Here is a 22,005-nt window from a genome sequence, read left to right as displayed (position 1 = left end):
GTCAGGGCGCGATGGTGAGGACGGCCTGATTCCCGGAACCCGCGGTGGCGGTGACGGTGAAGAGCTTGGTGGAGGTGTTGTACGAGACGGTGCCCGCGCTGCCGGTGGTGGCGGTCACCGACGGCTTGCGCGGCGCGTAGCCGTGCAGCGTCACGGGGCCCTCGCCGGCCGCGAAGGAGACGGTGGTGTGCACGCTGCCGTCGTCGCTGAGGTTCTTGATCCGCTTGTCGCCGTGCGCCACGAACTTGCCCGCGTCGCCGAGGAAGGCGATGCCGGACGGCCCCACCGGGGCGATCACCCAGTACGTGCCGTTGCCGACGGTGGCGTTGACCCTGCCGCCCGCACCGACCAGCGTGCCGGTGCGCGCGTAGTAGTCGTAGACGTACGCCTGCCCGCCGACGCCGATCTCCGGCAGCGAGAAGGAGGCGCTCTGCGACATGCCGGTGGCCACCGAGCCCTTGGTGACGCCAAGCCAGTCGATGTTGCCGCCGCTGGACCCGGTGGCGGTCGCCCGTACGGTGTTGGCGCCCTTGGCCAGCGTCACCGTCGTGCCGACCACGCTCCACGAGGTCCACCAGCCGGTGGAGGGGAAGGACAGGTCGTGCGCGGCGCCGCCGTTCACCGAGATCGCGAGCGGGCGGTCGGTGAACGAGGCGTTCCCGTACCGGAATTGGAGCGTGTACGTGCCGGCGGACGGCGCCTGCACCGTCCACTCCACGTAATCGCCGTCCGCGTGCTGGTAGTCGGCGTATCCGCTGCCGCTGTAGCCGGACTCGTCGGAGGCGGCGACCGCGCCCGACAGCGTCGCGTCCTCCGCCTGGTAGAGCTGCTGCGGTGCCACGAACTGCCGTGCGTAGGCGAAGACGTAACGGTACGTCAGACCGGTGGCGTGCACGGCGTAGGTGCTCGCCACCATGGCGGGCATCCTCCCGGCGGCCTCGCCGACGTAGGTGGCGTCGGTGGGCACGATCGGCGCGTCCGGCTTGACGATGACGCCGTCCGGGCGGACCACTTGGAAGAGGTTGCCGGGGCTGACCTTGCCGAGCGCGTCGCCGACGCCGACCGGCCCGGCCGACAGGTTGGCCAGCAGCAGGTTGTTGATCTCGCCGCTCATGAAGACGTCGACCCACGGCCACACCCCGAGCGAGCCCGCGAGCTGCGAGTCGTAGAGGAACATGTCCCACTTGGGCCGGTCGAAGCGGTCGTCGCTGACCCGGATGGTGGTGAGGTTGGGGTAGCGGACGCTCTGCAGGTAGTCGCGGGGCAGCGCCATGCAGTACTGCATGTCCATCCCGTTGGCGGTGGCCTGGTGGGCCATGTTGTCGAAGAACGTGTCGGCGTCGTTGAGATTCTCGGCGGGCTTGGCGTTGTTGCACAGCCAGTCCTGCTCGTAGACGATGACGCCGCCGTCCTTGAGGTACGACATCGTCTTCTGCCAGAAGGCCGGGTCGGTGATGATGTCGTTGGAGAACGTGTACTGGCCGTGGTACGGGCTGGACTTGTCCATCCAGCGGGCGTGCGTGACCAGCGGCATCCCCAACTGCTTCTGGAACGCGGACAGTCCGTCGGGGAAGAGGGTCTTGTCCGCCTCGTAGAGCGAGGTGCCGTCCGGCAGGTCGTTCCAGTCGCTGTTCGGGCCCTTGGGGTACCACCAGCTGTCGAGCTGCATGTAGCCCATCGGGATCTTGTGCGCCGCCCACTCGTCGCGGACCGCCAGCAGGGTGCCCGTGTAGCCCTTGGACTGGTCGAACTTGTAGTAGTAGTCCGCCCCGTTGTCGGTCCAGTAGCCGAGGGTGCCCAGTACCGGGCCCGCGTCGTTGGCGGGCAGCGGCTTGCCCGCGAGCCGGGTCAGCGCACCGCCCCAGGCGCGGTGGGCGGCGCCGACACCGGCCTTGGGCGCCAGGATCGTCTGCCGGGTGTAGCCGGCCGGCAGGGTGCCGACCGAGCTGATCACCCCCGCCGCGATCGCGCCGTTCGACGCCCGGGAGGTCTGCGCCTCCTGGAAGTGGTTCGCGGCCGACAGCACGAAGGTGTTGCCCGCGTCGTCGAAGAACACCCAGGGGCTGTCCGAGGCGCCCGCGAAGGTGTTGAACTGGAACCGCCCGAAGCAGTCGCTGTGGCTGAGCGTGTGCGCGAGCTTGGGGTAGCCGGTGAAGGTCGGGAACGGATTGCCGTTGGCGCCGGCCTTGACGTACGTGTCGGTGAAGACGACCGACGACGCGCCGTCGTACACGCGGATGCCGCCCTTGCGCGCGCCGGACTGGAAGGTGAACGTGGTCTCGGTGTACGCGCCGACCGCGTCGGTGCCCGAGGCGGTGGTGATGCCGGTGGCCGCGGAGCCGACCGAGCCGCTGAAGGTCCAGCCCAGGACGCTCGCGGTGACCTGCCAGGCGCCGGAGGCGTTGACGTTCCCCTTGAGCACCATCGGGCGTACGGGATGGGCGCTCGCGCGGCCCGCGGCGCCGATCAGGGGCAGGGCCAGTGCGGCGGACCCGACGCCGGTTGCCTTGAGGAAGTCGCGACGGTTCAGTCCGGTCATGGGGGGGTGCTCCTCGTCTCGTTGCGGTGCGGCAGCGGTGCCCGTGCGATGCGTGGAGAAGCTGTTCACCCGGCGAGGGATGACGCTCAGTGTGGTGTCGTGTTTCTTTTGTGGTCAAGAGTGAAGACAAAGAAACACTTCTCAACGTTCGTTCATCCATGTGAAAGCAATGCGCCGGGGTTGACCCTTCCGTCGCCCCAGGACTAGCGTCTCGCCCCGGCAAGTTCACCAATTCAACCGATGTTCAGATACATGACCATCGGTCGGCGCGGCTGAGAGCCCTGCTCGGCGAGGGCGGCCCCCAGTCCCCGTACCTCCGCGCACCCCCGCGCGCTTCCGTCGTCCTGCCTCTCTTCCTGGCGTCTTCTTGTGCCCCGCTCTGGTTCATTAGTAGGGTAGGGAACCAGTTGAGTAAGGGAGGCAGGATGGCAGTCCTTGACGACAGTGGTCCGATCTTCGCCCAGATCGCCGCCGAGCTGGCGAACCAGATCGCCGACGGCACGGTCGGCGAGGGCGAACGGATCGCGTCGAGCAATGAACTCGCCGCGTTCTACCGGGTCAACCCGGCCACCGCGGCCCGCAGTCTCACCGTCCTGTCGGACGAGGGCCTGGTCGAAAAGCGGCGCGGCGTCGGGATGTTCGTCGCCAAGGGCGCCCGCGAGCGGCTGGTGCGCGCCCGGCGGCAGCGGTTCGCCGACCGCTACGTACGGCCGCTGGTCGTCGAGGCCGCGCGGCTGGGCATCGACGTGGACGAGCTGCTCGCCCTGGTCCGCGAGGAGTCGGCCGCCGCCGACGTGACCGTGGGGGAGAGGTCATGACCGCCGCTTCCCCTTCGACCGCCCCGACCGGCCCCACCGGCTCGGCCGGTTCCGCGATCGCGGTCTCCGTGGCCGGGCTCGGCCGCGACTACCGCGACCACCGGGCCCTGTCCGACGTCACCTTCGACATCGCCGGCCCCGGCATCACCGGCCTCGTCGGGCGCAACGGCGCCGGGAAGACGACCCTGATGCGGATCCTGGCCGGACAGGAATTCGGCACCGCGGGCCGCGTCCACGTCTTCGGCGCACCGCCGCGGGAGAACGACGCGGTGCTGCGCCGGATGATCCTGGTGCGCGAGGACCAGACGTATCCGGATCTGAAGGTCCGTCACGCACTGGCCGCCGCGGCCCTGTTGCACCCCCATTGGGACGACGCGCTGGCGGCCGAGCTGCTGGAGGCGTACGAACTCCCGCCGGACCGGCCGATCAAGAAGCTCTCGCGCGGTATGCGGACCGCGCTCGGCATCATCGTCGGCCTCGCCGCCCGCGCAGAACTCACCCTGTTCGACGAGCCGTACGCCGGCCTGGACGCCGTCGCCCGCACTCTCTTCTACGACCAGCTGCTCGCCGACTACACCGCCCACCCGCGCCGCATCGTGCTCTCCACCCACCTGGTGGACGAGGCCGCCGAACTCCTCGACCGCGTCCTGGTCCTCGACCACGGCCGGATCGTCCTCGACGCGCCCGCCGACGATCTGCGCGGCGCCGCCACCACCGTCTCGGGACCGGCCGCCGGCGTCGACCGCTTCGTGGCCGGGCGGCCGACCCTCGGCCGTACCACCCTGGGCGCGCAGGCCAGGGCCGTGATGATCGGCAGGCTCGACGCGCGCGACCGCGAACTGGCCGGGCACCTGCGGCTGCGCCTGGAGGACGTCGGCATCCAGCAACTCGCGGTGCACGCCGCCGCACACCCCGACCGCACCGCACCGATCACCGCGAGGGCACTGTGACCACTCACCCCGAGGGCGCCTCGCCGGCCCCCGGCGCCGACCGCCGCACCGCGCCCAACTGGATTCCCAGAGCGGCCCCCGGCACGGGGCGGGGCACGGGGCGGGGCACCACCCCCGGCGCGGTCGTCACCGTCGTCCGCTATCTGCTGCTTGACCGGATGATGTATCTCGTACTGCCGTGGGCCTGGGCCGCGTTCGGCTTCGTCCTGGACGTGGTGGTGCTGCGGCTCACCCCGGCCGGCCACACCGACCACCGCTGGGTCGGCGGCCTGGCCGCGGTCTTCCTGGTCACCTTCACCGTCGGCGTGCAGTCCGTCGTCCGGGCGCTGCCGTACGCGCTCACCCTCGGCGTCAGCCGCCGCACCTACTTCCTCGGCGCCACCGCGCTCGCCGTCGCCATGGCGGCCTGCTTCGGACTGCTGGTCGGCGTCGGCCAGATCGCCGAACGCGCCACCGGCGGCTGGGGCATGCACATGGCCTACTTCCGCGTCCCCTACCTCCTCGACGGCCCCTGGTACCTGTCCTGGCTCACCGCCTCGGTCGTCTTCGTCCTGCTCTTCGTCTACGGCATGTGGTACGGCCTGGTGTTCCGGCGCGGCGGGCTGCCCGGCTGCACCGCCTTCGGCGCGGCCCAGCTCACCGTGCTCGCGCTCGCCGCGGTCGTCACCACCTGGGCGCACGGCTGGCACCGGATCGGCCACTTCTTCGCTGCCGTCACCGCCACCGGCGTCACCGGGCTGCTCGCCGCGGCCGTCGTCGTCCTGATCGTCGGCGGCTTCGCGACGATCCGCCGACTGGCCGTCTGAGACGGGCTGTTCGGGGCGGCCCGTCCGCGGCGGGCTGCCCGGCGCGGGCTTTACGGGCGCGGGCTTGCGGGCTCTACGGGCGGGCCGCCGGGCCCGCGCGGGCGGTTCCAGGGCGCTGAAACCGCGGTGAAACCGCGCTGAATGCGGGCTCCCGCACTCTTCCGTTCATGACACCGAACGGGACACCGACCATAAAGAAGGCACCGGCAGCACTGGCCGTCGCCGCCACCGGGCTGCGCAAGTCCTACGGGGACAAGACCGTCCTCGACGGCATCGACCTCGCCGTCCCCGCGGGCAGCGTCTTCTCGCTGCTCGGCCCCAACGGCGCGGGCAAGACCACCGCCGTCAAGATCCTCTCCACGCTGATCGGCGCCGACGGCGGCGACCTGCGCGTCGGCGGGCACGACGTGGCGGCCGACCCGCAGGCGGTACGGGCCGCGGTCGGCGTCACCGGACAGTTCTCCGCCGTCGACAGCCTGATCACCGGCGAGGAGAACATGCTGCTGATGGCCGACCTGCGGCACCTGCCGCGCGCCGAGGGCCGCCGCACCGCCGCGGAACTGCTGGAGCGGTTCGACCTGGCGGACGCGGCGAAGAAGCCCGCCTCCACCTATTCCGGCGGCATGAAGCGCCGGCTCGACATCGCCATGACGCTGGTCGGCGGCCCGCGGATCATCTTCCTCGACGAGCCGACCACCGGCCTGGACCCCCGGGCCCGGCACACCATGTGGCGGATCATCCGCGAACTGGTCGCGGGCGGCGTGACCGTCTTCCTCACCACCCAGTACCTGGAGGAGGCCGACGAACTGGCCGACCGTATCGCGGTGCTCCACCAGGGCCGGATCGCCGCCGAGGGCAGCGCCGAGGAGTTGAAGCGGATCGTCCCCGGCGGCCACGTACGGCTGCGGTTCACCGACCCGGCCGCCTACCGGTCGGCCGCCGCGGCGCTGCGCGAGGTCACCCGCGACGACGAGGCGCTGGCACTGCAGATCCCCAGCGACGGCAGCCAGCGCGAACTGCGCGCCGTCCTGGACTGGTTGGACGCCGCCGGCATCGAGGCCGACGAACTGACCGTGCACACCCCCGACCTCGACGACGTGTTCTTCGCCCTCACCGGCGGGACGCGTACCGCCACCGACGCCCCTGCCGACGCCCACCAGACCGAGGAGACCGCCCGATGAGCACCTTCGCCCTCGCCGTCCGCGACTCGAACACCATGCTGCGGCGCAATCTGCTGCACGCCCGCCGCTATCCGTCCTTGACGCTGAACCTGCTGCTCACACCGATCATCCTGCTGCTGCTGTTCGTCTACATCTTCGGCGACGTGATGAGCGCGGGCATCGCCGGCGGGGGCGGCGACCGCTCCGCCTACATCGCGTACATCGTCCCCGGCATCCTGATGATGACCATCGGCGGCACGGTCGTCGGCGCCGCCGTGTCCGTCTCGATGGACATGAACGAGGGCATCATCGCCCGCTTCCGCACCATGGCGATCCACCGCGGCTCCGTCCTCATCGGCCATGTCGTCGGCAGCGTCCTGCAATCGGTGGCGAGCGTGCTGCTGGTCGGCGCCGTCGCGGTGGCCATCGGCTTCCGCTCCACCGACGCCACCGCGCTGGAATGGCTGGCCGCGTTCGGGCTGATCGTGCTGGTCTCGCTCGCGCTCACCTGGATCGCGGTCGGCATGGGCCTGGGCAGCCCCAACGCCGAGGCGGCCAGCAACAACGCGCTGCCGCTGATCGTCCTGCCGCTGATCTCCAGCGCCTTCGTGCCGGTCGACGCGATGCCGGGCTGGTTCCGGCCGATCGCCGAGTACCAGCCCTTCACCCCGGCCATCGAGACGCTGCGCGGTCTGCTGCTCGGCACCGGGATCGGCGACAACTGGTGGATCGCGGTCCTGTGGTGCGTCGGCCTGACCGCGCTCGGCTACCGCTGGTCCACCGCCCTGTTCAGCCGCGACCCGAAGTAGCCGTGGGCGCCGCGGAGTCCGGGGCGGTCAGGACCGCCGCCCCGGCCGCGTCCCACAACCGGTCCCGCTCCAGGGCGGCGTACGCCGACACCGCGTCGGCGTACGCCGCCCCGTCGGCGTCCCGGGCCGCGCGCCGCGCCCGGTCCGCCGACATCGTCGGCTGGAACTCCCGCAGGGCGCCGACGCGTTCGGCCAGCGCGACCATGCGGACGGCCGCCCGTACGTCGAGCCGTACGTCGGTCCGTACGTCTGCCGGTACGTCAGCTCGTACGTCTGCTGGTACGTCCGCCCGTGTGTCCGCCGGCACGTCCGTCTCCACGGTCCCGGGGGTACGGGCTCCGGCGATCCCCGCCGTACCGAGCGCGTGCAGCATGGTGCCCAGCAGGATGAGCTGCGACGGCCGGCGCGCCGGCGCCGTCAGCAGGGTCCGTACCCCCTCGTGCAGCAACTCGACGCTGTCCGCGACGAGTTCGAGGCGGTCGTGGTGGGCGTGCGCGGTCACGGCGGCCGACAGGATGTACAGCGCCCACGGCTCCTGCCACCGGTCGCCGCCCGGCGTGGGGTCCGCGGTGCGCAGCCGGTCCACGGCGGCGCGCCACAGCCCGAGGCCGACCTCGGTGAGGCCACGCGCCAGCGAGATCTCGGCGCGCGCCCCGATGTCGGAGCTGTAGAAGGCGGCGTCCTGCGTCGGGAGGTCGTCCCGCTCGGCCTGCCGCAGCCAGCGTTCGGCCTCGTCGGGGTCACCGCACTGCACACACGCCAGCACCAGCGCCCAGCGGATACCGAGATGGTCCTGCCCGTTGCCGAGCCGCGGCAGCGCGTCGAAGGCCACCATCAGATGCCGGTACGCCGCCTCGCCCTGCCCAGTGCGCAGATACAGCTCGCTCAGCCGGGCGTGCGCCAGCAGCCGTACGGTCGGGTTGTCGACCCGGTCGAGGGCGGTGACCGAGCGGCGTGCCGAGTCCAGGCCGCGGCCGAGGTCGTGCTCGAACTCCCACACATAGCTGGCCACGCACTCGGCGATGCCGACGACCAACGGCTGCTCGCTGGCGCAGAGTTGACGCAGCGCCTCGTAATCGGGCGGCCGCATCTCCGGGATCGCGCACAGCGCCACGGCCGTGGCGCGCAGCAGGGTGTCCGGCGGGGCGGGCGGCAGCCGCCGCAGTGTGACCAACTGGCGTATCGCGCGCGGGCCGTAGCCCATCAGCAGACCCGCCGCGCACACCGCGGCGGCGGCGCGCGCGACCTCGACGTAGTCGGGCTCGGGGTAGTAGTGCGACAGCGGCGGGCCGGTGTCGGCGGCGAGCGCCGCCAGGCGCGGGAAGTCCGAGGCATTGGACCACATCGTGGCCAGCACGGCGGTCGCCGCGGCAATGGTCGGGCCGTCGTCACGGGCCAGGGCGTGCCGCAGCGCCGCCACGAGATTGTCCTGCTCCGGCCGGATCAGCTCGCCGGCCGCGCGCGGCTCGGGGCCGAACAGCACGGTGTGGTGCGCGAGGCCGAAGTCCCGTGCCCAGGACAGGAGTCGGCCGACGGCCTCCTCCTGCCCGCCCGCCTCCGCGAGCCGGGCCGCGCTGAACTCCCGTACGGTCTCCAGCATCCGGAAGCGGGCGCCGGCCGGGGTGTCGGCGACGGTGAGCAGCGACTGGTCGGCCAGCTGCTCCAGCAGCGGCAACGCGTCCTCGCCCAGCACGTGTTCGGCGGCCTCGCCCGAGAAGCCGCCGGGGAGGACGGAGAGCGTGCGCAGCGCCGCCCTGGCGTCCTCGGCGAGCAGATTCCAGCTCCAGTCCACGACGGCGTGCAGCGTACGGTGCCGCTCGGGCGCGTCGCGCGCGCCGCCGCGCAGCAGCGCGAAACGGTCGCCGAGGCGGCGGGCGATCTCCGGCACCGACAGCGCGCGGACCCGCGCGGCGGCCAACTCGACCGCCAGCGGCAGCCCGTCCAGGTGCCGGCACAGCTCGGCCACCGCGTCCGGCGGCAGCTGCACCCCGCTGCGCGCGGCCCGCGCCCGCTGCGTGAACAGCTCGACCGTCGTATCGAGCCCCAGCTCCGGCAGCGCGTACACCGACTCGGACGTCAGGCCGAGCGGCGCCCTGCTCGTGGCGAGCACCCGCAGCTCGGGCGCGGCCGACAGCAGCGCCCGTACGAGGTCGGCGGCGCCGCGCACGACCTGTTCGCAGTTGTCCAGCACCAGCAGAGCGGGGCCCGCGCCGAGCACGGCGAGGGTCCCGGCGAGCGGGTCGGTGGCGCCGCGGACGGCGCCTGCGCCCAGCGCGGACGCCACTTCCGCGGCCACGTCCGCGTCCTCGGTGACGCCGGCCAGCGGTACGAAGTACACCGCGCGGCGCCCAGCGCGGCGGCTGACGGCGTGCGCGAGGCGGGTCTTGCCGAGGCCGCCGGGTCCCGCGACGGTGACCGCGCGGGACGGGCGCAGCAGTTCCTCGACGGCCGCGATGTCGGCTTCCCTGCCCAGGAGTTGATTCGGTTCGTGCGGGACGCCGACGCGTACGGCGGGCGGTTCGTCGTCCAGCAGTTCGCGCTGTACGGCGCGGAGCGCGGCGCCCGGTTCGGTGCCGAGGTCGGTGCGCAGCTCGCGGCGGTACGCCTCGTAGCGGGTCAGCGCGGCCGAGGGGCCGGCGGTCGCCGCTTCGGCGCGCAGCAGTTCCGCGAGGATCTCTTCGTCGCGGGGGTGGGCCGCCGCCAGCTCCGCCAGCGGGCCCGCCGCCTCGGTGTGCCGGCCCAGCCGGGCCAGTGCCAGCGTCCGCGCCCTCACCAGCCCGGCCCGCACCGGGGCGCGCTCGGTCCGCAGCGCCGCCACCGGGTCGTCCGTACCGTCCGGCTCGTCCGGCGTCCCCGGCCACAGCGCGAGGCCCGCCTCGGCCTCGGCGAGCGCCCCGGCGTGCTCGCCTGCCCTGGCCAGTGCCGCGCTCGCCGCGGCCCGTAGCAGCAGCGCCGAGCTGTCCACCTGCTCCTCGGTGAGGCCGAGGCGGTATCCGTTCGGCGTGCTGACGATCACCTCGGGCCCCAGCAGGGCCCGGGCCCGCGACACCACGACCTGGAGCGCCTTCCCGGGCCGCTCGGGCGGTTCGCCGCCCCACAGCCCCTCCACCAGCCGCCCCACCCCGCAGCCTGCCCCCACGTCCCCCGCCAGCAGCGCCACCAGCCCCCGCACCCGCGGCGCCGTCACCTCCTCCCCCCGATGCGCGACGCGCCCCAACACCACCAGCTCGATCCCCATCCGGGCACCCTAGCCAACCCGTTCGTGCCCGCACCCGCGCCCGCGGCCCCCATACGCCCTCTTGACGCGCCTCCGCTTCCCCCCAGGGAGAAGGGCGCCCCTTCACGGCCGCGGCCCCGCGCCCGCACCTCTGCGGAGGAGGGTGCCCCTCAAAGACCCGACTCCCGCACTCCGCGGGAGATCGGGCACCCCCGACAGGGGACCCGCGGGCGCGGTCGGTGGAGGGGTGGCTGGGGTCCGTGGGGCGTCGAAGCGCGCCGCAGGCGACTACTCTCGATCACGGCTGTCGCGCCCACGCGCGTTTCGGCCCCTTTTTGCCCGACCCCGGGCGGGAAGGAGCCGTAGGTCACGGCGATGATCGTCCGCACGGAACACCGGCACTGTTCCGCGTCGCGGCGACCGACCCGGCCGACCGCGTCCGCCCCGATCGACGTCAGGAGAGTTCCGTGCCCGGTCCGGACACCCCTCGTATGCCGCCGCCGCCCCGGCGCGCCCCCGCCCCGGGCCCGCCGCCGCCCCGGCGCGCCCCGGGCCACGGGTCCGCCACCGGCACCGGCACCGGCACCGGCACGGGCCGCGGCCCGGACGCGCCGCCGTCCCGCCGCTCGCGCCGGGTCGCGGCCGAGCCGCCGGACTCGCCGCTGCGCGCGGCCCTGGTGCGTACCGCGGAATTGTGCGCCTGCTGCGTCGCCTCGATGGCCGTCGTCCTCGTGCTGTGCGCGCTGATCGTGCTGCTGATCGTCGCGGTCTTCACCGTCGCCAAGTGACCGTCCGTGGGTGAGCGGGTCGAGCGGGTCGACGAGCACGACCGGGTGCTGGGGGTCGTCGACCGCGCGGAGGCGATCCGCCGCGGCTGGCCGCACCGCGTCGCCACCGTCGTGGTCCGCGACCCGCGCGGACGCGTGCTCGTTCACCGCCGCCCCGCCGACGCCTCCCGTTTCCCCGGCGGCTACAACTGGCTCTTCGGCGGCGCTGTCGGCGTCGGCGAGACCTACCCCGAGGCCGCCGCCCGCGAACTGGCGGAAGAGCTGGACGTCACGGCCGCACCCCGCTTCGTCCTGAAATTCCTGTGCGCGGGCGAGATCAGCCCCTACTGGCTCGGCCTCCACGAGGTAGTCGTGACCACTCCGGTCCGGCCCGACCCCCGTGAAGTCGCCTGGCACGCCTGGCTCACCGACTCCGAGCTGACCGCGCTCCTCGCCCACCCCGCCTTCGTCTCCGACGCCCGCGAGGCCCACGCCCGCTACCGCACCCACCTCCGCCGGACGGCGCCACTCCACTAATACTCACCAGGGATTTGCCTAAAGATATTAGGTATGCTCATGATGAGGTGTAGGTGATGACGAGAACGGCTGCGGCATGCGCGCAACGGGAGCGGCGCCGTGTGCCCGGAGGGTGACGCGATGGACACGCAGGACTGGACCAGTACCGACTTCGGCTCCGCGCGCGGCGCGGCGCTGGTGCGTGGCGCGACGGAGTTGGAGAAGACCGCGAGCGGTGTGCTGCCGCACCGGCTGCCCGGGTGGGCGCGGGCGCAGTACGCGGACGGACAGCTGGCGATGGCCGAGTCGCAGCCGTCCGGAGTGCGGCTGGCGTTCCGTACGCGGGCGACCGCCATGGAGCTGGAGACGGTGCCGACCAAGCGGGTGTACGCGGGCGCGCCGCCGCGCCCCGACGGGGTATACGACCTGGTCGTGGACGGTGTCCTGGCCGGACAGGGCAGCGTGGAAGGCGGCCACACCCTGACCCTCGACATGGCGAACGGGACGGCCGAGCGTACCGACGGCACATCCGGCACCCTCCGCTTCGCCGGCCTGCCGGACACGGCCAAGGACGTCGAGATCTGGCTGCCGCACACCGAAACCACCGAACTGGTCGCGCTGCGCACCGACGCGCCCGTCGAACCGTCCCCCGACCGGGGCCGCAAGGTCTGGCTGCACCACGGGAGTTCGATCAGCCACGGCTCCAACGCGGCGAGCCCGACCACGATCTGGCCCGCGCTCGCCGCGTCCCTGGGCGGCGCGGACCTGGTCAATCTGGGCCTGGGTGGCAGCGCGATGCTCGACCCCTTCACCGCCCGCGCGATGCGGGACGCGCCCGCGGACCTGATCAGCGTGAAGATCGGCATCAACATCGTCAACGGCGACGTGATGCGCCTGCGCGCCTTCGGACCCGCGGTGCACGGCTTCCTGGACACGATCCGTGAGGGCCACCCGGACACCCCGCTGCTGGTGGTCTCGCCGATCCTGTGCCCGATCCACGAGGACACCCCGGGCCCGGCCGCCTTCGACATGGAGGCGCTCGCCGCCGGCGACGTACGTTTCAAGGCCACCGGCGATCCGGCCGACACCGCCGCCGGACGGCTCACGCTGCGCGTCGTCCGCGACGAGCTGGCCCGTATCGTCGCCCAACGCGCCGCCTCAGACCCGCGGTTGAGCTATCTCGACGGCCGCGAGCTGTACGGCGAGGCCGACACCGGCGCGCTGCCGCTGCCCGACGCCCTGCACCCGGACACGGCCACCCACCGCCTCATCGGCGAGCGCTTCGCCGCCAAGGTCTTCGGCGCGGACGGCGCGTTCGCCTGACGCATCGGGGGCCGACCGTCCCCGGGGGCCGACCGTCCCCGGGGGCCGACCGCTCCGCCGCCGTCGTCCCGCGCACCGCGCCCGCCGGCCCTCGTCGGCTGCGGCGACGACCTGATGTCCGCCAAGGAGTGGGCGCGGGCCCGTACCCGCGACCAGCAGCAGCTCGACCAGTACCCCGACGCCGGCCGCGCGCTCACCGCCAAGGCCCGCGGCAGCGTGCGGCAGGCGACCCTCGCCCTCGAACTGGCCACCGTCCGCGACCGGCTCGGCACGTCCACCGGCACCGCCTTCACCCCGCTGATCGAGCACTGACCAAGCACCGATCGGTGCTTGGTCAGTGCTCGATCAGTGCTCGATCAACCGCCGATCGACCGCCGGCCGCTCAAGCCTCCAGCGGCTACTGGTCATTTGCGTTCGTATGGTTGCGCTCACCCCGACGGGCTGGAACACTTCCGGTCGCTAAGCGACTTGATCGCACATATATCAACAGGGACTCTGCTCTTTCCTGGCTGTTCATGAGCGACCACTGAAGCTCGCGACACTCCCGCACGTGACGTGGAGGTAGGAATGGCTGTTCACCGAATACGCGCGGAGGCGCTCCGGCGCTGTCTGGCGCTGGGGGTCACCACCGCGCTCCTGACCGGGTTCGGCATCACCGCCGGATCGGCCGCCGAGCCACCGGGCCGGAGCGGCACGACGGCACCGGCCGCCGCCCCGCACGCGGCGCACACGGTCACCTACGACGACTACTCGTTCATGATCGACGGCAAGCGCACCTATCTGTGGGGCGGCGAATTCCACTACTACCGGCTGCCCAGCCAGGACCTGTGGCTGGACGTGCTGCAGAAGATGAAGGCGGCCGGATTCAACGCCGTCTCCCTCTACTTCGACTGGGGCTACCACTCGCCCGCGCCCGGCGTCTACGACTTCACCGGCGTCCGCGACGTGGACAAACTGCTCGACATGGCCGCCGACCTCGGCATCTACGTCATCGCCCGGCCCGGCCCGTACATCAACGCCGAGGTGGACGGCGGCGGTTTCCCCGGCTGGCTGTCGACGAAGGCGGGCAACACCCGTACCAGCGACCCGGAGTACCTGAAGTACAGCGACGAGTGGCAGACGCAGATCGACCGGATCCTGGCCCGGCACCAACTCACCGACGGCAAGGGCTCGGTGATCGAGTACCAGGTCGAGAACGAGTACTACAACGGCAACGCGGCCGGCCACACGTACATGAAGCACCTGGAGGACAAGGCGAAGGCCGACGGCATCACCGTCCCCCTCGTCGGCAACAACAACGGCACCTTCAACTCCGGTGTCGGCGCCCTCGACGTGGACGCCGCCGACTCCTACCCGCAGGGCTTCAACTGCTCCAACCCCACCCGCTGGAACGGCGTCCCGGACATCAGCTACGACCACGTGCCCGGAAAGCCGCTGGCCACCGCCGAGTTCCAGGGCGGCGCCTTCGACCCGTGGGGCGGCCCCGGCTACGACAAGTGCGCGCAGCTGATCAACGACCAGTTCGCCGACGTCTTCTACAAGCAGAACATCGCCGTCGGCGCCACCTCGCAGAGCTTCTACATGACCTACGGCGGCACCAACTGGGGCTGGCTCGGCGAACCGCAGAACTACACCTCGTACGACTACGGCGCCGCGCTGCGCGAGAACCGGCAGCTCGACCCGAAGTACGACCAGGACAAGCTGATCGGCTACTTCACCCAGGCCCTCGCGCCGCTCGCCAAGACCGACGCGCTGCCCGCCACCCCCACCGACAACGCCTCGATCGTGGACACCGCGCGCCGCAACCCCGACACCGGCACCCAGTTCCATGTGCTGCGGCACGCCGACTCCACCGCGACGAGCAACGACAGCGGGCACGTCACGATCGACCTCGGCGCGCACCCCGGCTACACCCATGACGACGCCGACTCGGCGCTGTCGTACAGCGGTTCGTGGTCGCACGTCGGTGCCGAGCAGAATTACACCGGCGGCGACTACCAGCACACCGAGTCCTTCTCCGACACCGCGGGCGACAGCTTCTCCACCGACTTCACCGGCACCGGCGTGAAGTGGATCAGCAATCTCGACGGCAATCACGGCATCGCCGACGTCTACCTCGACGGCACCAAGGTCAAGACCGTCGACCTGTACGGCGCGACCAAGCAGAATCAGTACGTCGCCTACCGGGCCAGCGGCCTGGCCGCCGGGACGCACACCCTCAAGGTCGTCGTCACCGGAAACAGCAACGCCGACGCCTCCGGCCGCTTCGTCACCGTGGACGCCATCGACGTCGACAGCGGCACCGGCGGCACCGCACCGGTCTACACGGTGCCGCAGCAGCCCGGCACCGCGCTGACCCTCAACGGCCGGCAGAGCAAGATCATCGTCGCGGACTACAGCCTCGGCGGGAACCAACTCCAGTACAGCACCTCGGAGATCATGACCAACGCCACCATCGGCGGGCGCGACATCGCCGTCCTCTACGGCGACCACGGCTCCGACGGCGAAACGGTCCTGCACTACGCGAAGCAGCCCAAGGTCACCACCACCGGCGGCGCCGTCACCAGCACTTGGGACGCCGCCACCGGCGACCTGCGGCTCAACTACACGCACAGCGGCCTGACCCGGGTTCGGATCGACGGCGGCGGCCACCCGCTGCTCCTGCTGCTCGCCGACACCGACACCGCCAAGACCTTCTGGCGGCAGGACACCGCCGCGGGCCCCGTCCTCGTCCGCGGCACCCACCTGCTGCGCGGCGCGACCTCCTCCGGCCCCTCCGGCAGCACCCTCGCCCTCACCGGCGACGTCGCCGGCAACGGCGCCATCGAGGTGTTCAGCGGCGCCAACTCCGTGACCTGGAACGGGAAGAGCGTCCGGACGACCGTCACCGACAGCGGCAGCCGCACCGGCACCGTACCGACCGCCGCGACCGTCACCCTGCCCGCGCTCACCGGCTGGAAGCACCAGCAGGAATCACCGGAGGCTCAGCCCGGCTTCGACGACTCCAGCTGGCAGGTGGCCGACAGGACCAGCTCGCACAGCACCACCACACCCGGCAGCCTGCCGGTGCTCTTCGCCGACGACTACGGCTTCCACACCGGAAGCACCTGGTACCGCGGCCGGTTCACCGCCACCGGCAAGGAGACCGGCATCACGCTGTCCGCGCAGAGCGGCGGCGGCGCCGCGGCCTCCTCGGTCTGGCTCAACGGCACCTTCCTGGGCAGCTCCACATCCGACGGCCAGAAGACGTACGCCTTCCCGGCCGGCGTACTCAAGAGCGACGGCGACAACATCGTCTCCGTGCTCACCGTCAACATGGGCCACGAGGAGGACTACAACTCCTCCAACGGCAACAAGGCCGCCCGCGGCCTGACCGGCGCCTCGCTGGCCGGCGCCCCGCTGGACACCATCACCTGGCGACTGCAGGGCGTACGCGGCGGCGAGACCCCCGTCGACACCGTGCGCGGCCCGCTCAACACCGGTGGCCTGTACGGCGAACGGGCCGGCTGGACACTGCCCGGCCACCCCACCGACGGCTGGCAGCCGGTCACCCTGCCCACCACCGACACCACCCCGGGCGTCTCCTGGTACAGCACGAACGTCGCCCTGAACCTCCCCAAGGGACAGGACACCTCGCTCGGTCTGACCTTCACCGACGACGCGTCCCGCAAGTACCGGGTGGAGATCTACGTCAACGGCTGGAACATGGGCAACTACGTCAACTACCTGGGCCCGCAGCACAGTTTCCCGATCCCCAACGGTGTGCTGAACCCCAACGGCGGCAACACCATCGCGCTGGCCGTGTGGAATCTCGACGGCAGCACCGGCGGACTCGGCAAGGTCGCCCTCACGAACTACGGCAGCTACGCCTCCTCGCTGAAGGTGGCGCAGAACGCGAGCCCGCGCTACAGCAAGGCCGCGTACGCCATGCCGGCCGCCCCCACGTCCACGGTCGCCCTCCAGGTGCCCGGGTCCGTGGCCGGCGGCCAGACCTTCACCGCGACCGCCAAGGTCAGCGTGCCCCGGGGGAAGCCCGCCGCGCGCGAGGTGACCGCCGCCCTCGACGCACCCGACGGATGGACGGTCAGCACGCACTCGCAGCCCGCGTCCGTCGGGCTGATCCGCAGTGGCTCCTCGGCGGTCTTCCGCTGGACCGTCACCGCGCCGCAGACGCCGGGCAAGGTCAACGCCCTTGAGGTGAAAGCCCGGTTGACGCAAGGGTGGAATCGCACCTCGACCCGCGACGAGCGGGTCATCGGGTCGATCCCGGCGCCGCCGCCGGCCGGCGACAACCAGGTCAGCGACCTGGAATTCCTGTCCGCGACCAACGGCTGGGGACCGGTCGAACGCGACCAGAGCGTCGGCAACACCGCCGCGAACGACGGCACCCCGCTCAAGCTCGGCGGCACCACGTACGCCAAGGGCCTGGGCACCAACTCGCCCAGTGACGTGCAGATCTACCTCGACGGCCGGTGCAGCCGCTTCACCGCGACCGTTGGTGTCGACAACGGCGACCCCGGCTCCGTCACCTTCTCCGTCACGCTCGACGGGAAGGTGCTCACCACCACGCCCGTCCTGCGCGGCAGTTCGCAGCCCGTCACCATCGATGTGCCGGTGACCGGCGGCCAGGTGCTCGACCTGGGCGTCGGCGACGGGGGCGACGGCAACGGCAACGACCACGGGGACTGGGCGAATCCGGTCCTGACCTGCGCGGCCGGCTGACCTCCCCGGCCGGCCGCACGACACGGCGCCGCCCCGGACCCGCCAGGTCCGGGGCGGCGCCGCCGTGTTGACGGGGCGTCAGGCCGACGCCGGTAGCCGCTGGGGAAGCCAGCGCAGCCGGGCCGCCTCCTGGAACGGGCCGCCGCCCTCGTGGCCGTTGAAGTCGTAGACCTCGATCTCCTTGTCGTCGTGCGCATAGGAGTTGAAGGCCGCGAAGACCGTGGACGGCGGGCAGGTCTGGTCCTCAAGCGCCGTCGAGAACAGCGCGGGCGCGGTGCCGCGCGCCGCGAAGTGCACGCCGTCGAAGTACGCGAGGGTGCGCGTCACCCGCTCCACGCTCGCCCGGTGCGTGTTCAGGTACAGGCCCACCTCGCGGTACGGATTGCGGTCGGTGAGCCGGATCGCGCGCGGGAAGTCGCACAGGAACGGCACATCGGGGGCGACCGCCGCCAGGTCCGGGACGAGCCCGGCAACCGCGAGCGTGATGCCGCCGCCCTGGCTCGTGCCCAGCGCCACGGTGCGCGCGGCGTCGGTCAGCGGGTGCGAGCGGGCCGCCTCGATCGCGCGCACCGCGTCGGTGAACACCCGCCGGTAGTAGAAGGATTCGGGGTCCTCGACGCCGCGGGTCAGGAAACCCGGGTAGGCGGGCGCGCTGCCCACCGGGTCCGGGGTGTCACCGGTCGCCCAACCGCTGCCCTGGCCACGGGTGTCCATCACGAAGTGCGCGAAACCGGCCGACGCCCACAGCAGATGGGTGTGCGGCAGGCCGCGCCCGCCGCCGTACCCGAGGAATTCCACGACCAGCGGCAGCGGGGCCGCGGCGGCGGCCGGCAGCACCAGCCAGCCCTTGACGGGATGGCCGCCGAAGCCCGCGAAGGTCACGTCGTACACGTCGACCGTGCTCAGGCCGGTCGGCACCGGCTCGAAGCGCGCGTCCAGCGGGTGGCCGCGCGCCTCCTGGAGCGTCGCCGTCCAGAAGGCGTCGAAGTCGGCGGGCTCGGCGGAGCGGCTGCGGTACGCGCGCAGGTCGTCGAGGGGCAGGTCGAACAGGGCCATCGGTCAGCACTCCTGGCAGGTCGGCAACGATGTCGGACGGCGGGGGCGGGGCGGGGGTGAGGTGAGGGGGTGTCAACTGCCGTCGGCTCAGGCGGAGATGGGGACGGCGGTGCCGGTCACCCGGATCGGGGCGGCCTCGCCCGGCGGGACCGTCACGGTCAGCACACCGGGGCGGCCCAGATCGTCGCCCTGGTGCAGGGTGAGGGTGGCCGGCGGCTCCACCAGGCGCTCCTCACGCAGATAGGCGCCGAGCGCCAGCGCGGCCGCGCCCGTCGCCGGGTCCTCCACCACCCCGCCGACCGGGAACGGGTCCCGCACATGGAAGACGGACTCGCTCTCCCGCCACAGGAGTTGAACGGTCGTCAGGTCCAGGCCCGTCATCAGCGCTTCGAGCCGGTCGAAGTCGTACGCGAGGTCGGCGAGGCGCGCGCGGGTCGCGGCGGCCAGGACCAGATGGCGGGCGCCCGCGTACGCGATGCGCGGCCGGAAGGCCGGGTCCAGGTCGGCGACGGGCCAGTCCAGCGCGGCCAGCGCCTCGGTCAGCCGGTCCGGGGCGATGTCCTCGACGTACGGGGTGACGCTGGTCATCGTGGCCCGCGGCGGTCCTTCGCCGTCGGCCGTGACGGTCACCGGGACCTCGCCCGCCGGGGTGCGGAAGAGCAGTTCGCCGGCGCCGATCCGCTCGGCCAGCGCCACCGCGGTGGCCAGCGTCACATGGCCGCAGAAGGACACCTCGGCCTTCGGGCTGAAGTAGCGCACGGTCAGGGTGCGGCCCTCGGTCGCCGTCACGAAGGCGGTCTCCGAATAGCCGACCTCGGCCGCGATCGCGAGCATCCGTGCGGCGTCCAGGCCGGACGCGTCCAGCACCACACCGGCGGGGTTGCCGCCGGCCGGGTCGCCGGAGAAGGCGGTGTAGCGCAGGATCCCGGTGCCGGCCGAGGCGTCGCCCGGTGTCCCCGTCGTTGTCGTCATGATCGCTCCAACCCGTCCGTCGTGGGCCCTGTTCCCGGCGGTCCGCGCGGCCCGGTCAGCCGCGGCCGATGAAGGGCATCGTCGTCGCCATCACCGTCGCGAACTGCACGTTCGCCTCCAGCGGCAGCTCGGCCATGTGCCGTACCGTACGGGCCACGTCCGCGACGTCCATCACCGGCTCCACCGCGGTGTCGCCGTTCGCCTGAAGAATTCCGGTCCGCATCCGGGCGGTCATCTCGGTGGCCGCGTTGCCGATGTCGATCTGGCCGCACGCGATGCGGTACGGGCGGCCGTCCAGCGACAGGGACTTCGTCAGGCCGGTCATGGCGTGCTTGGTCGCGGTGTACGCGACGCTGTGCGGGCGCGGGACCTGCGCCGAGATCGAACCGTTGTTGATGATCCGGCCGCCCTGCGGGTCCTGCTCCTTCATCCGCCGGAAGGCGGCCTGCGCGCACAGGAAGGCGCCGTGCAGATTGACGTCCACCACGGCCTTCCACTCCTCGTACGGCAGCTCCTCGACGGGGAGCGGCGGGCCGAACATCCCGGCGTTGTTGAACAGCAGGTCCAGGCGGCCGCCCGGCAGGGCGTCGAAGAGCCGCGCCACGTCCTGCGGGCGGGTCACGTCGGTCGGCACCGCGTACGTACGGCCGCCCGCCGCTTGTGCGGCCAGCTCCGCCGTCTGCGCCAGGGCGTCCGGGCGGCGCCCCGCCAGGCCAACCGTCCAGCCGGCCGCCGCCAGCTCCACCGCCACGGCCCGGCCGACGCCGGAGCCCGCACCCGTCACCACCGCGACCCGCTCGTTCTCGCTCATGCTTCCGCAGCGTAGGCGGTGCGACGATGCTCGGGTCCGCCCGCCCCCGCAGGAGGTCCACCCATGCCCTACGCCGAACCGCTCCCGCCCCACGAGATCAGCCTGCGGCTCGCAGAGCTTCCCGGCTGGGAGGTCGTCCCCGGACCGGGGGACGCGGCCACCCTCCGCCGCACCTACCACCTGCCGCATCTGCCCGCGGCCATCTTCGCCCTCCACATCGCGGGCATCCAGGCCGAGCTCGACCACCACTCCGATCTGACGCTCGGCTACGACACCCTGTCCGTGTCCGTCACCACCCACGCCGCCGGCGGCCGCCTCACCCCCAAGGACTTCGCCCTCGCGACCCGCATCCACTCCGTGGCCCCGGCCCACTCCGCCACCTGACCCCGCCGCCGCGGCCGAGGCCGCGTGCGACGGGGCACCCTCCTCCGCAGAGCTTCGGGTGGGAGGGTGCCCTCGTCCGGAGAGGCGAGGTGGGGGTCAGTCCACGCCCGGGTACGTCACGCCGGTGCGGGCCCGGATCGTGTCGAGGGTGCGCATGATGGAGAGGGAGCCGGAGAGGGGGACCAGGGGGGACTCGGTCTCGGCGGCGCGGAGGCAGCGCATGACCTCGGCGGCCTCGTACCGCATGGTGCCCCGGTCGTGGCCGTCGTCGACGACGTCGGAGAAGGTGACGGTGCGGGGGGCCTCGCCCTGGCGGTGGAGAGTGAGGTAAGGCGGGTTGAAGAAGCCCTCGGGCAGCTCGATGCGGCCGGCCGTACCGGTGACGGTCGCGTGCGCGCCGGTGTCGGCGGTGATGGAGCAGGAGAGCGTGGCCACGGCGCCGTCGTTCCAGCCGAGCACGATCCCGGTGTTGTCGTCGACCCGCTCGGGGGTCAGGTGCGACCACGCCTGGACGTCGTCCGGCTCGCCGAGCAGCAACTGCGCGAAGGACACCGGGTAGACGCCGAGGTCGAGCAGGGCGCCGCCGCCCTGCGCGGGGTCGCGCAGCCGGTGCGTGGCCGGGAAGTCCCCGGAGAAGCCGAAGGCCGCCGTGACGTCCCGCACCTCACCGATGACGCCGTCCGCGATCAGCGCGAGCATGTGCCGAACCAGCGGATTGCAGTACGTCCACATGGCCTCCATCAGGAACAGGCCGCGCTCGCGCGCCAGCTCCACCAGCTCCTCGGCCTCCCGGGCGTTGATGGTGAACGCCTTCTCGCACAGCACCGCCCGCCCCGCCTCCAGGCAGATCCCGCTCGCCTCGCGGTGCGCGGAGTGCGGGGTGGCGACGTAGACCACGTCCACCCCGTCGTCCGCGGCCAGCTCCGCCCAGGAGCCGTACGCGCGCGGAATCCCGTACCGCTCGGCGAACGCCTTCGCGCCGTCGAGGGTGCGGGAGCCGACGGCGACGACCTCCGCGTCCGGCAGCGTCCGCAGCGCCTCGGTGAAGGTGGCGGCGATGCCGCCGGTCGCCAGGATGCCCCAGCGGATCGTCCGCGTGCTGTCATCGCTCATCGGTCAGCCCCACAAGTCATCGGTCAGCCCCAAAACGTGGTC

At 72.4% G+C, this 22,005-nt stretch carries 17 protein-coding genes; 11 read left to right on the top strand and 6 right to left on the bottom strand.

Going from position 1 to position 22,005, the window contains the following annotated elements:
* Position 1: 1 nt before the first annotated feature.
* Complete coding sequence (locus tag BM076_RS14145; RefSeq protein ID WP_093713993.1) at positions 2 to 2,539, bottom strand: carbohydrate-binding protein; 2,538 nt, start codon at positions 2,537 to 2,539, stop codon at positions 2 to 4.
* Positions 2,540 to 2,964: 425 nt separating this feature from the next.
* Between BM076_RS14145 and BM076_RS14140 the strand changes: the two genes are divergently transcribed.
* The 5 genes from BM076_RS14140 (at position 2,965) to BM076_RS14120 (ending at position 7,082) form a co-directional block, all read left to right on the top strand.
* Complete coding sequence (locus BM076_RS14140) at positions 2,965 to 3,357, top strand: GntR family transcriptional regulator (RefSeq protein WP_093713846.1); 393 nt, start codon at positions 2,965 to 2,967, stop codon at positions 3,355 to 3,357.
* Positions 3,354 to 4,307 carry an ABC transporter ATP-binding protein gene (locus BM076_RS14135; protein WP_093713845.1) on the top strand — a complete coding sequence of 318 codons (954 nt, stop codon included), beginning with the start codon at positions 3,354 to 3,356 and terminating at the stop codon, positions 4,305 to 4,307. The genes BM076_RS14140 and BM076_RS14135 overlap by 4 nt, the downstream gene beginning before the upstream one ends.
* On the top strand, positions 4,304 to 5,113 hold the full coding sequence (locus tag BM076_RS14130) for a hypothetical protein (protein ID WP_218160069.1): 810 nt from the start codon (positions 4,304 to 4,306) through the stop codon (positions 5,111 to 5,113). Before BM076_RS14135 ends, BM076_RS14130 begins: the two co-directional genes overlap by 4 nt.
* Before the next feature lie 167 nt (positions 5,114 to 5,280).
* Positions 5,281 to 6,294, top strand: a complete 1,014-nt coding sequence (locus BM076_RS14125) for an ATP-binding cassette domain-containing protein (RefSeq protein WP_093713844.1) — start codon at positions 5,281 to 5,283, stop codon at positions 6,292 to 6,294.
* Positions 6,291 to 7,082: an ABC transporter permease gene (locus BM076_RS14120; RefSeq protein ID WP_093713843.1), complete on the top strand. Its 792-nt coding sequence runs from the start codon at positions 6,291 to 6,293 to the stop codon at positions 7,080 to 7,082. Before BM076_RS14125 ends, BM076_RS14120 begins: the two co-directional genes overlap by 4 nt.
* On the opposite strand, the gene BM076_RS14115 is transcribed toward BM076_RS14120, so the two are convergent.
* The gene (locus tag BM076_RS14115; RefSeq protein ID WP_093713842.1) at positions 7,063 to 10,320 is read right to left on the bottom strand and encodes an ATP-binding protein; all 3,258 of its coding nucleotides are present in this window, start codon (positions 10,318 to 10,320) and stop codon (positions 7,063 to 7,065) included. The two genes, BM076_RS14120 and BM076_RS14115, sit on opposite strands and share 20 nt — an antisense overlap.
* A gap of 446 nt (positions 10,321 to 10,766) precedes the next feature.
* On the opposite strand from BM076_RS14115, the gene BM076_RS14110 reads away from it, so the two are divergent.
* The 5 genes from BM076_RS14110 to BM076_RS14090 all read left to right on the top strand — a co-directional run bounded on the left by BM076_RS14110 (position 10,767) and on the right by BM076_RS14090 (position 17,627).
* Positions 10,767 to 11,087 carry a hypothetical protein gene (locus BM076_RS14110; RefSeq protein ID WP_143120567.1) on the top strand — a complete coding sequence of 107 codons (321 nt, stop codon included), beginning with the start codon at positions 10,767 to 10,769 and terminating at the stop codon, positions 11,085 to 11,087.
* A gap of 6 nt (positions 11,088 to 11,093) precedes the next feature.
* Positions 11,094 to 11,603, top strand: coding sequence for an NUDIX domain-containing protein (locus BM076_RS14105; RefSeq protein WP_093713840.1), 510 nt, complete (start codon positions 11,094 to 11,096; stop codon positions 11,601 to 11,603).
* Between the two features lie 120 nt (positions 11,604 to 11,723).
* The gene (locus tag BM076_RS14100) at positions 11,724 to 12,905 is read left to right on the top strand and encodes a GDSL-type esterase/lipase family protein (RefSeq protein WP_093713839.1); all 1,182 of its coding nucleotides are present in this window, start codon (positions 11,724 to 11,726) and stop codon (positions 12,903 to 12,905) included.
* A gap of 114 nt (positions 12,906 to 13,019) precedes the next feature.
* A complete protein-coding gene (locus tag BM076_RS14095) occupies positions 13,020 to 13,217 on the top strand; it encodes a hypothetical protein (RefSeq protein WP_093713838.1) in 198 nt (65 codons plus the stop codon).
* Between the two features lie 255 nt (positions 13,218 to 13,472).
* Positions 13,473 to 17,627 (top strand): beta-galactosidase, encoded by a 4,155-nt coding sequence (locus tag BM076_RS14090; RefSeq protein ID WP_093713837.1) that lies wholly within the window; start codon positions 13,473 to 13,475, stop codon positions 17,625 to 17,627.
* 78 nt (positions 17,628 to 17,705) lie between these two features.
* Here the strand turns inward: BM076_RS14090 and BM076_RS14085 are convergent, their stop codons facing one another.
* The 3 genes from BM076_RS14085 to BM076_RS14075 all read right to left on the bottom strand — a co-directional run bounded on the left by BM076_RS14085 (position 17,706) and on the right by BM076_RS14075 (position 20,466).
* Positions 17,706 to 18,683 carry an acetylxylan esterase gene (locus BM076_RS14085; protein WP_093713836.1) on the bottom strand — a complete coding sequence of 326 codons (978 nt, stop codon included), beginning with the start codon at positions 18,681 to 18,683 and terminating at the stop codon, positions 17,706 to 17,708.
* 87 nt (positions 18,684 to 18,770) lie between these two features.
* Complete coding sequence (locus tag BM076_RS14080) at positions 18,771 to 19,655, bottom strand: PhzF family phenazine biosynthesis protein (RefSeq protein WP_093713835.1); 885 nt, start codon at positions 19,653 to 19,655, stop codon at positions 18,771 to 18,773.
* 55 nt (positions 19,656 to 19,710) lie between these two features.
* Entirely contained in the window at positions 19,711 to 20,466 is a 756-nt protein-coding gene (locus tag BM076_RS14075; RefSeq protein ID WP_093713834.1) for an SDR family oxidoreductase, read from the bottom strand.
* Positions 20,467 to 20,529: 63 nt separating this feature from the next.
* Here BM076_RS14075 and BM076_RS14070 point away from each other — a divergent pair, with 63 nt between their 5' ends.
* Positions 20,530 to 20,850, top strand: coding sequence for a 4a-hydroxytetrahydrobiopterin dehydratase (locus tag BM076_RS14070; protein ID WP_093713833.1), 321 nt, complete (start codon positions 20,530 to 20,532; stop codon positions 20,848 to 20,850).
* A gap of 96 nt (positions 20,851 to 20,946) precedes the next feature.
* Here the strand turns inward: BM076_RS14070 and BM076_RS14065 are convergent, their stop codons facing one another.
* Positions 20,947 to 21,963 carry a Gfo/Idh/MocA family protein gene (locus BM076_RS14065; protein ID WP_093713832.1) on the bottom strand — a complete coding sequence of 339 codons (1,017 nt, stop codon included), beginning with the start codon at positions 21,961 to 21,963 and terminating at the stop codon, positions 20,947 to 20,949.
* Positions 21,964 to 22,005 lie beyond the last annotated feature (42 nt).

Origin of the sequence: Actinacidiphila alni (genome assembly GCF_900112845.1) — a bacterium.
In the GTDB taxonomy this organism is placed as follows: domain Bacteria; phylum Actinomycetota; class Actinomycetes; order Streptomycetales; family Streptomycetaceae; genus Actinacidiphila; species Actinacidiphila alni.
Note: the sequence above shows the minus strand (reverse complement) of the source record. Positions and strands in the feature narration are given on the sequence as shown.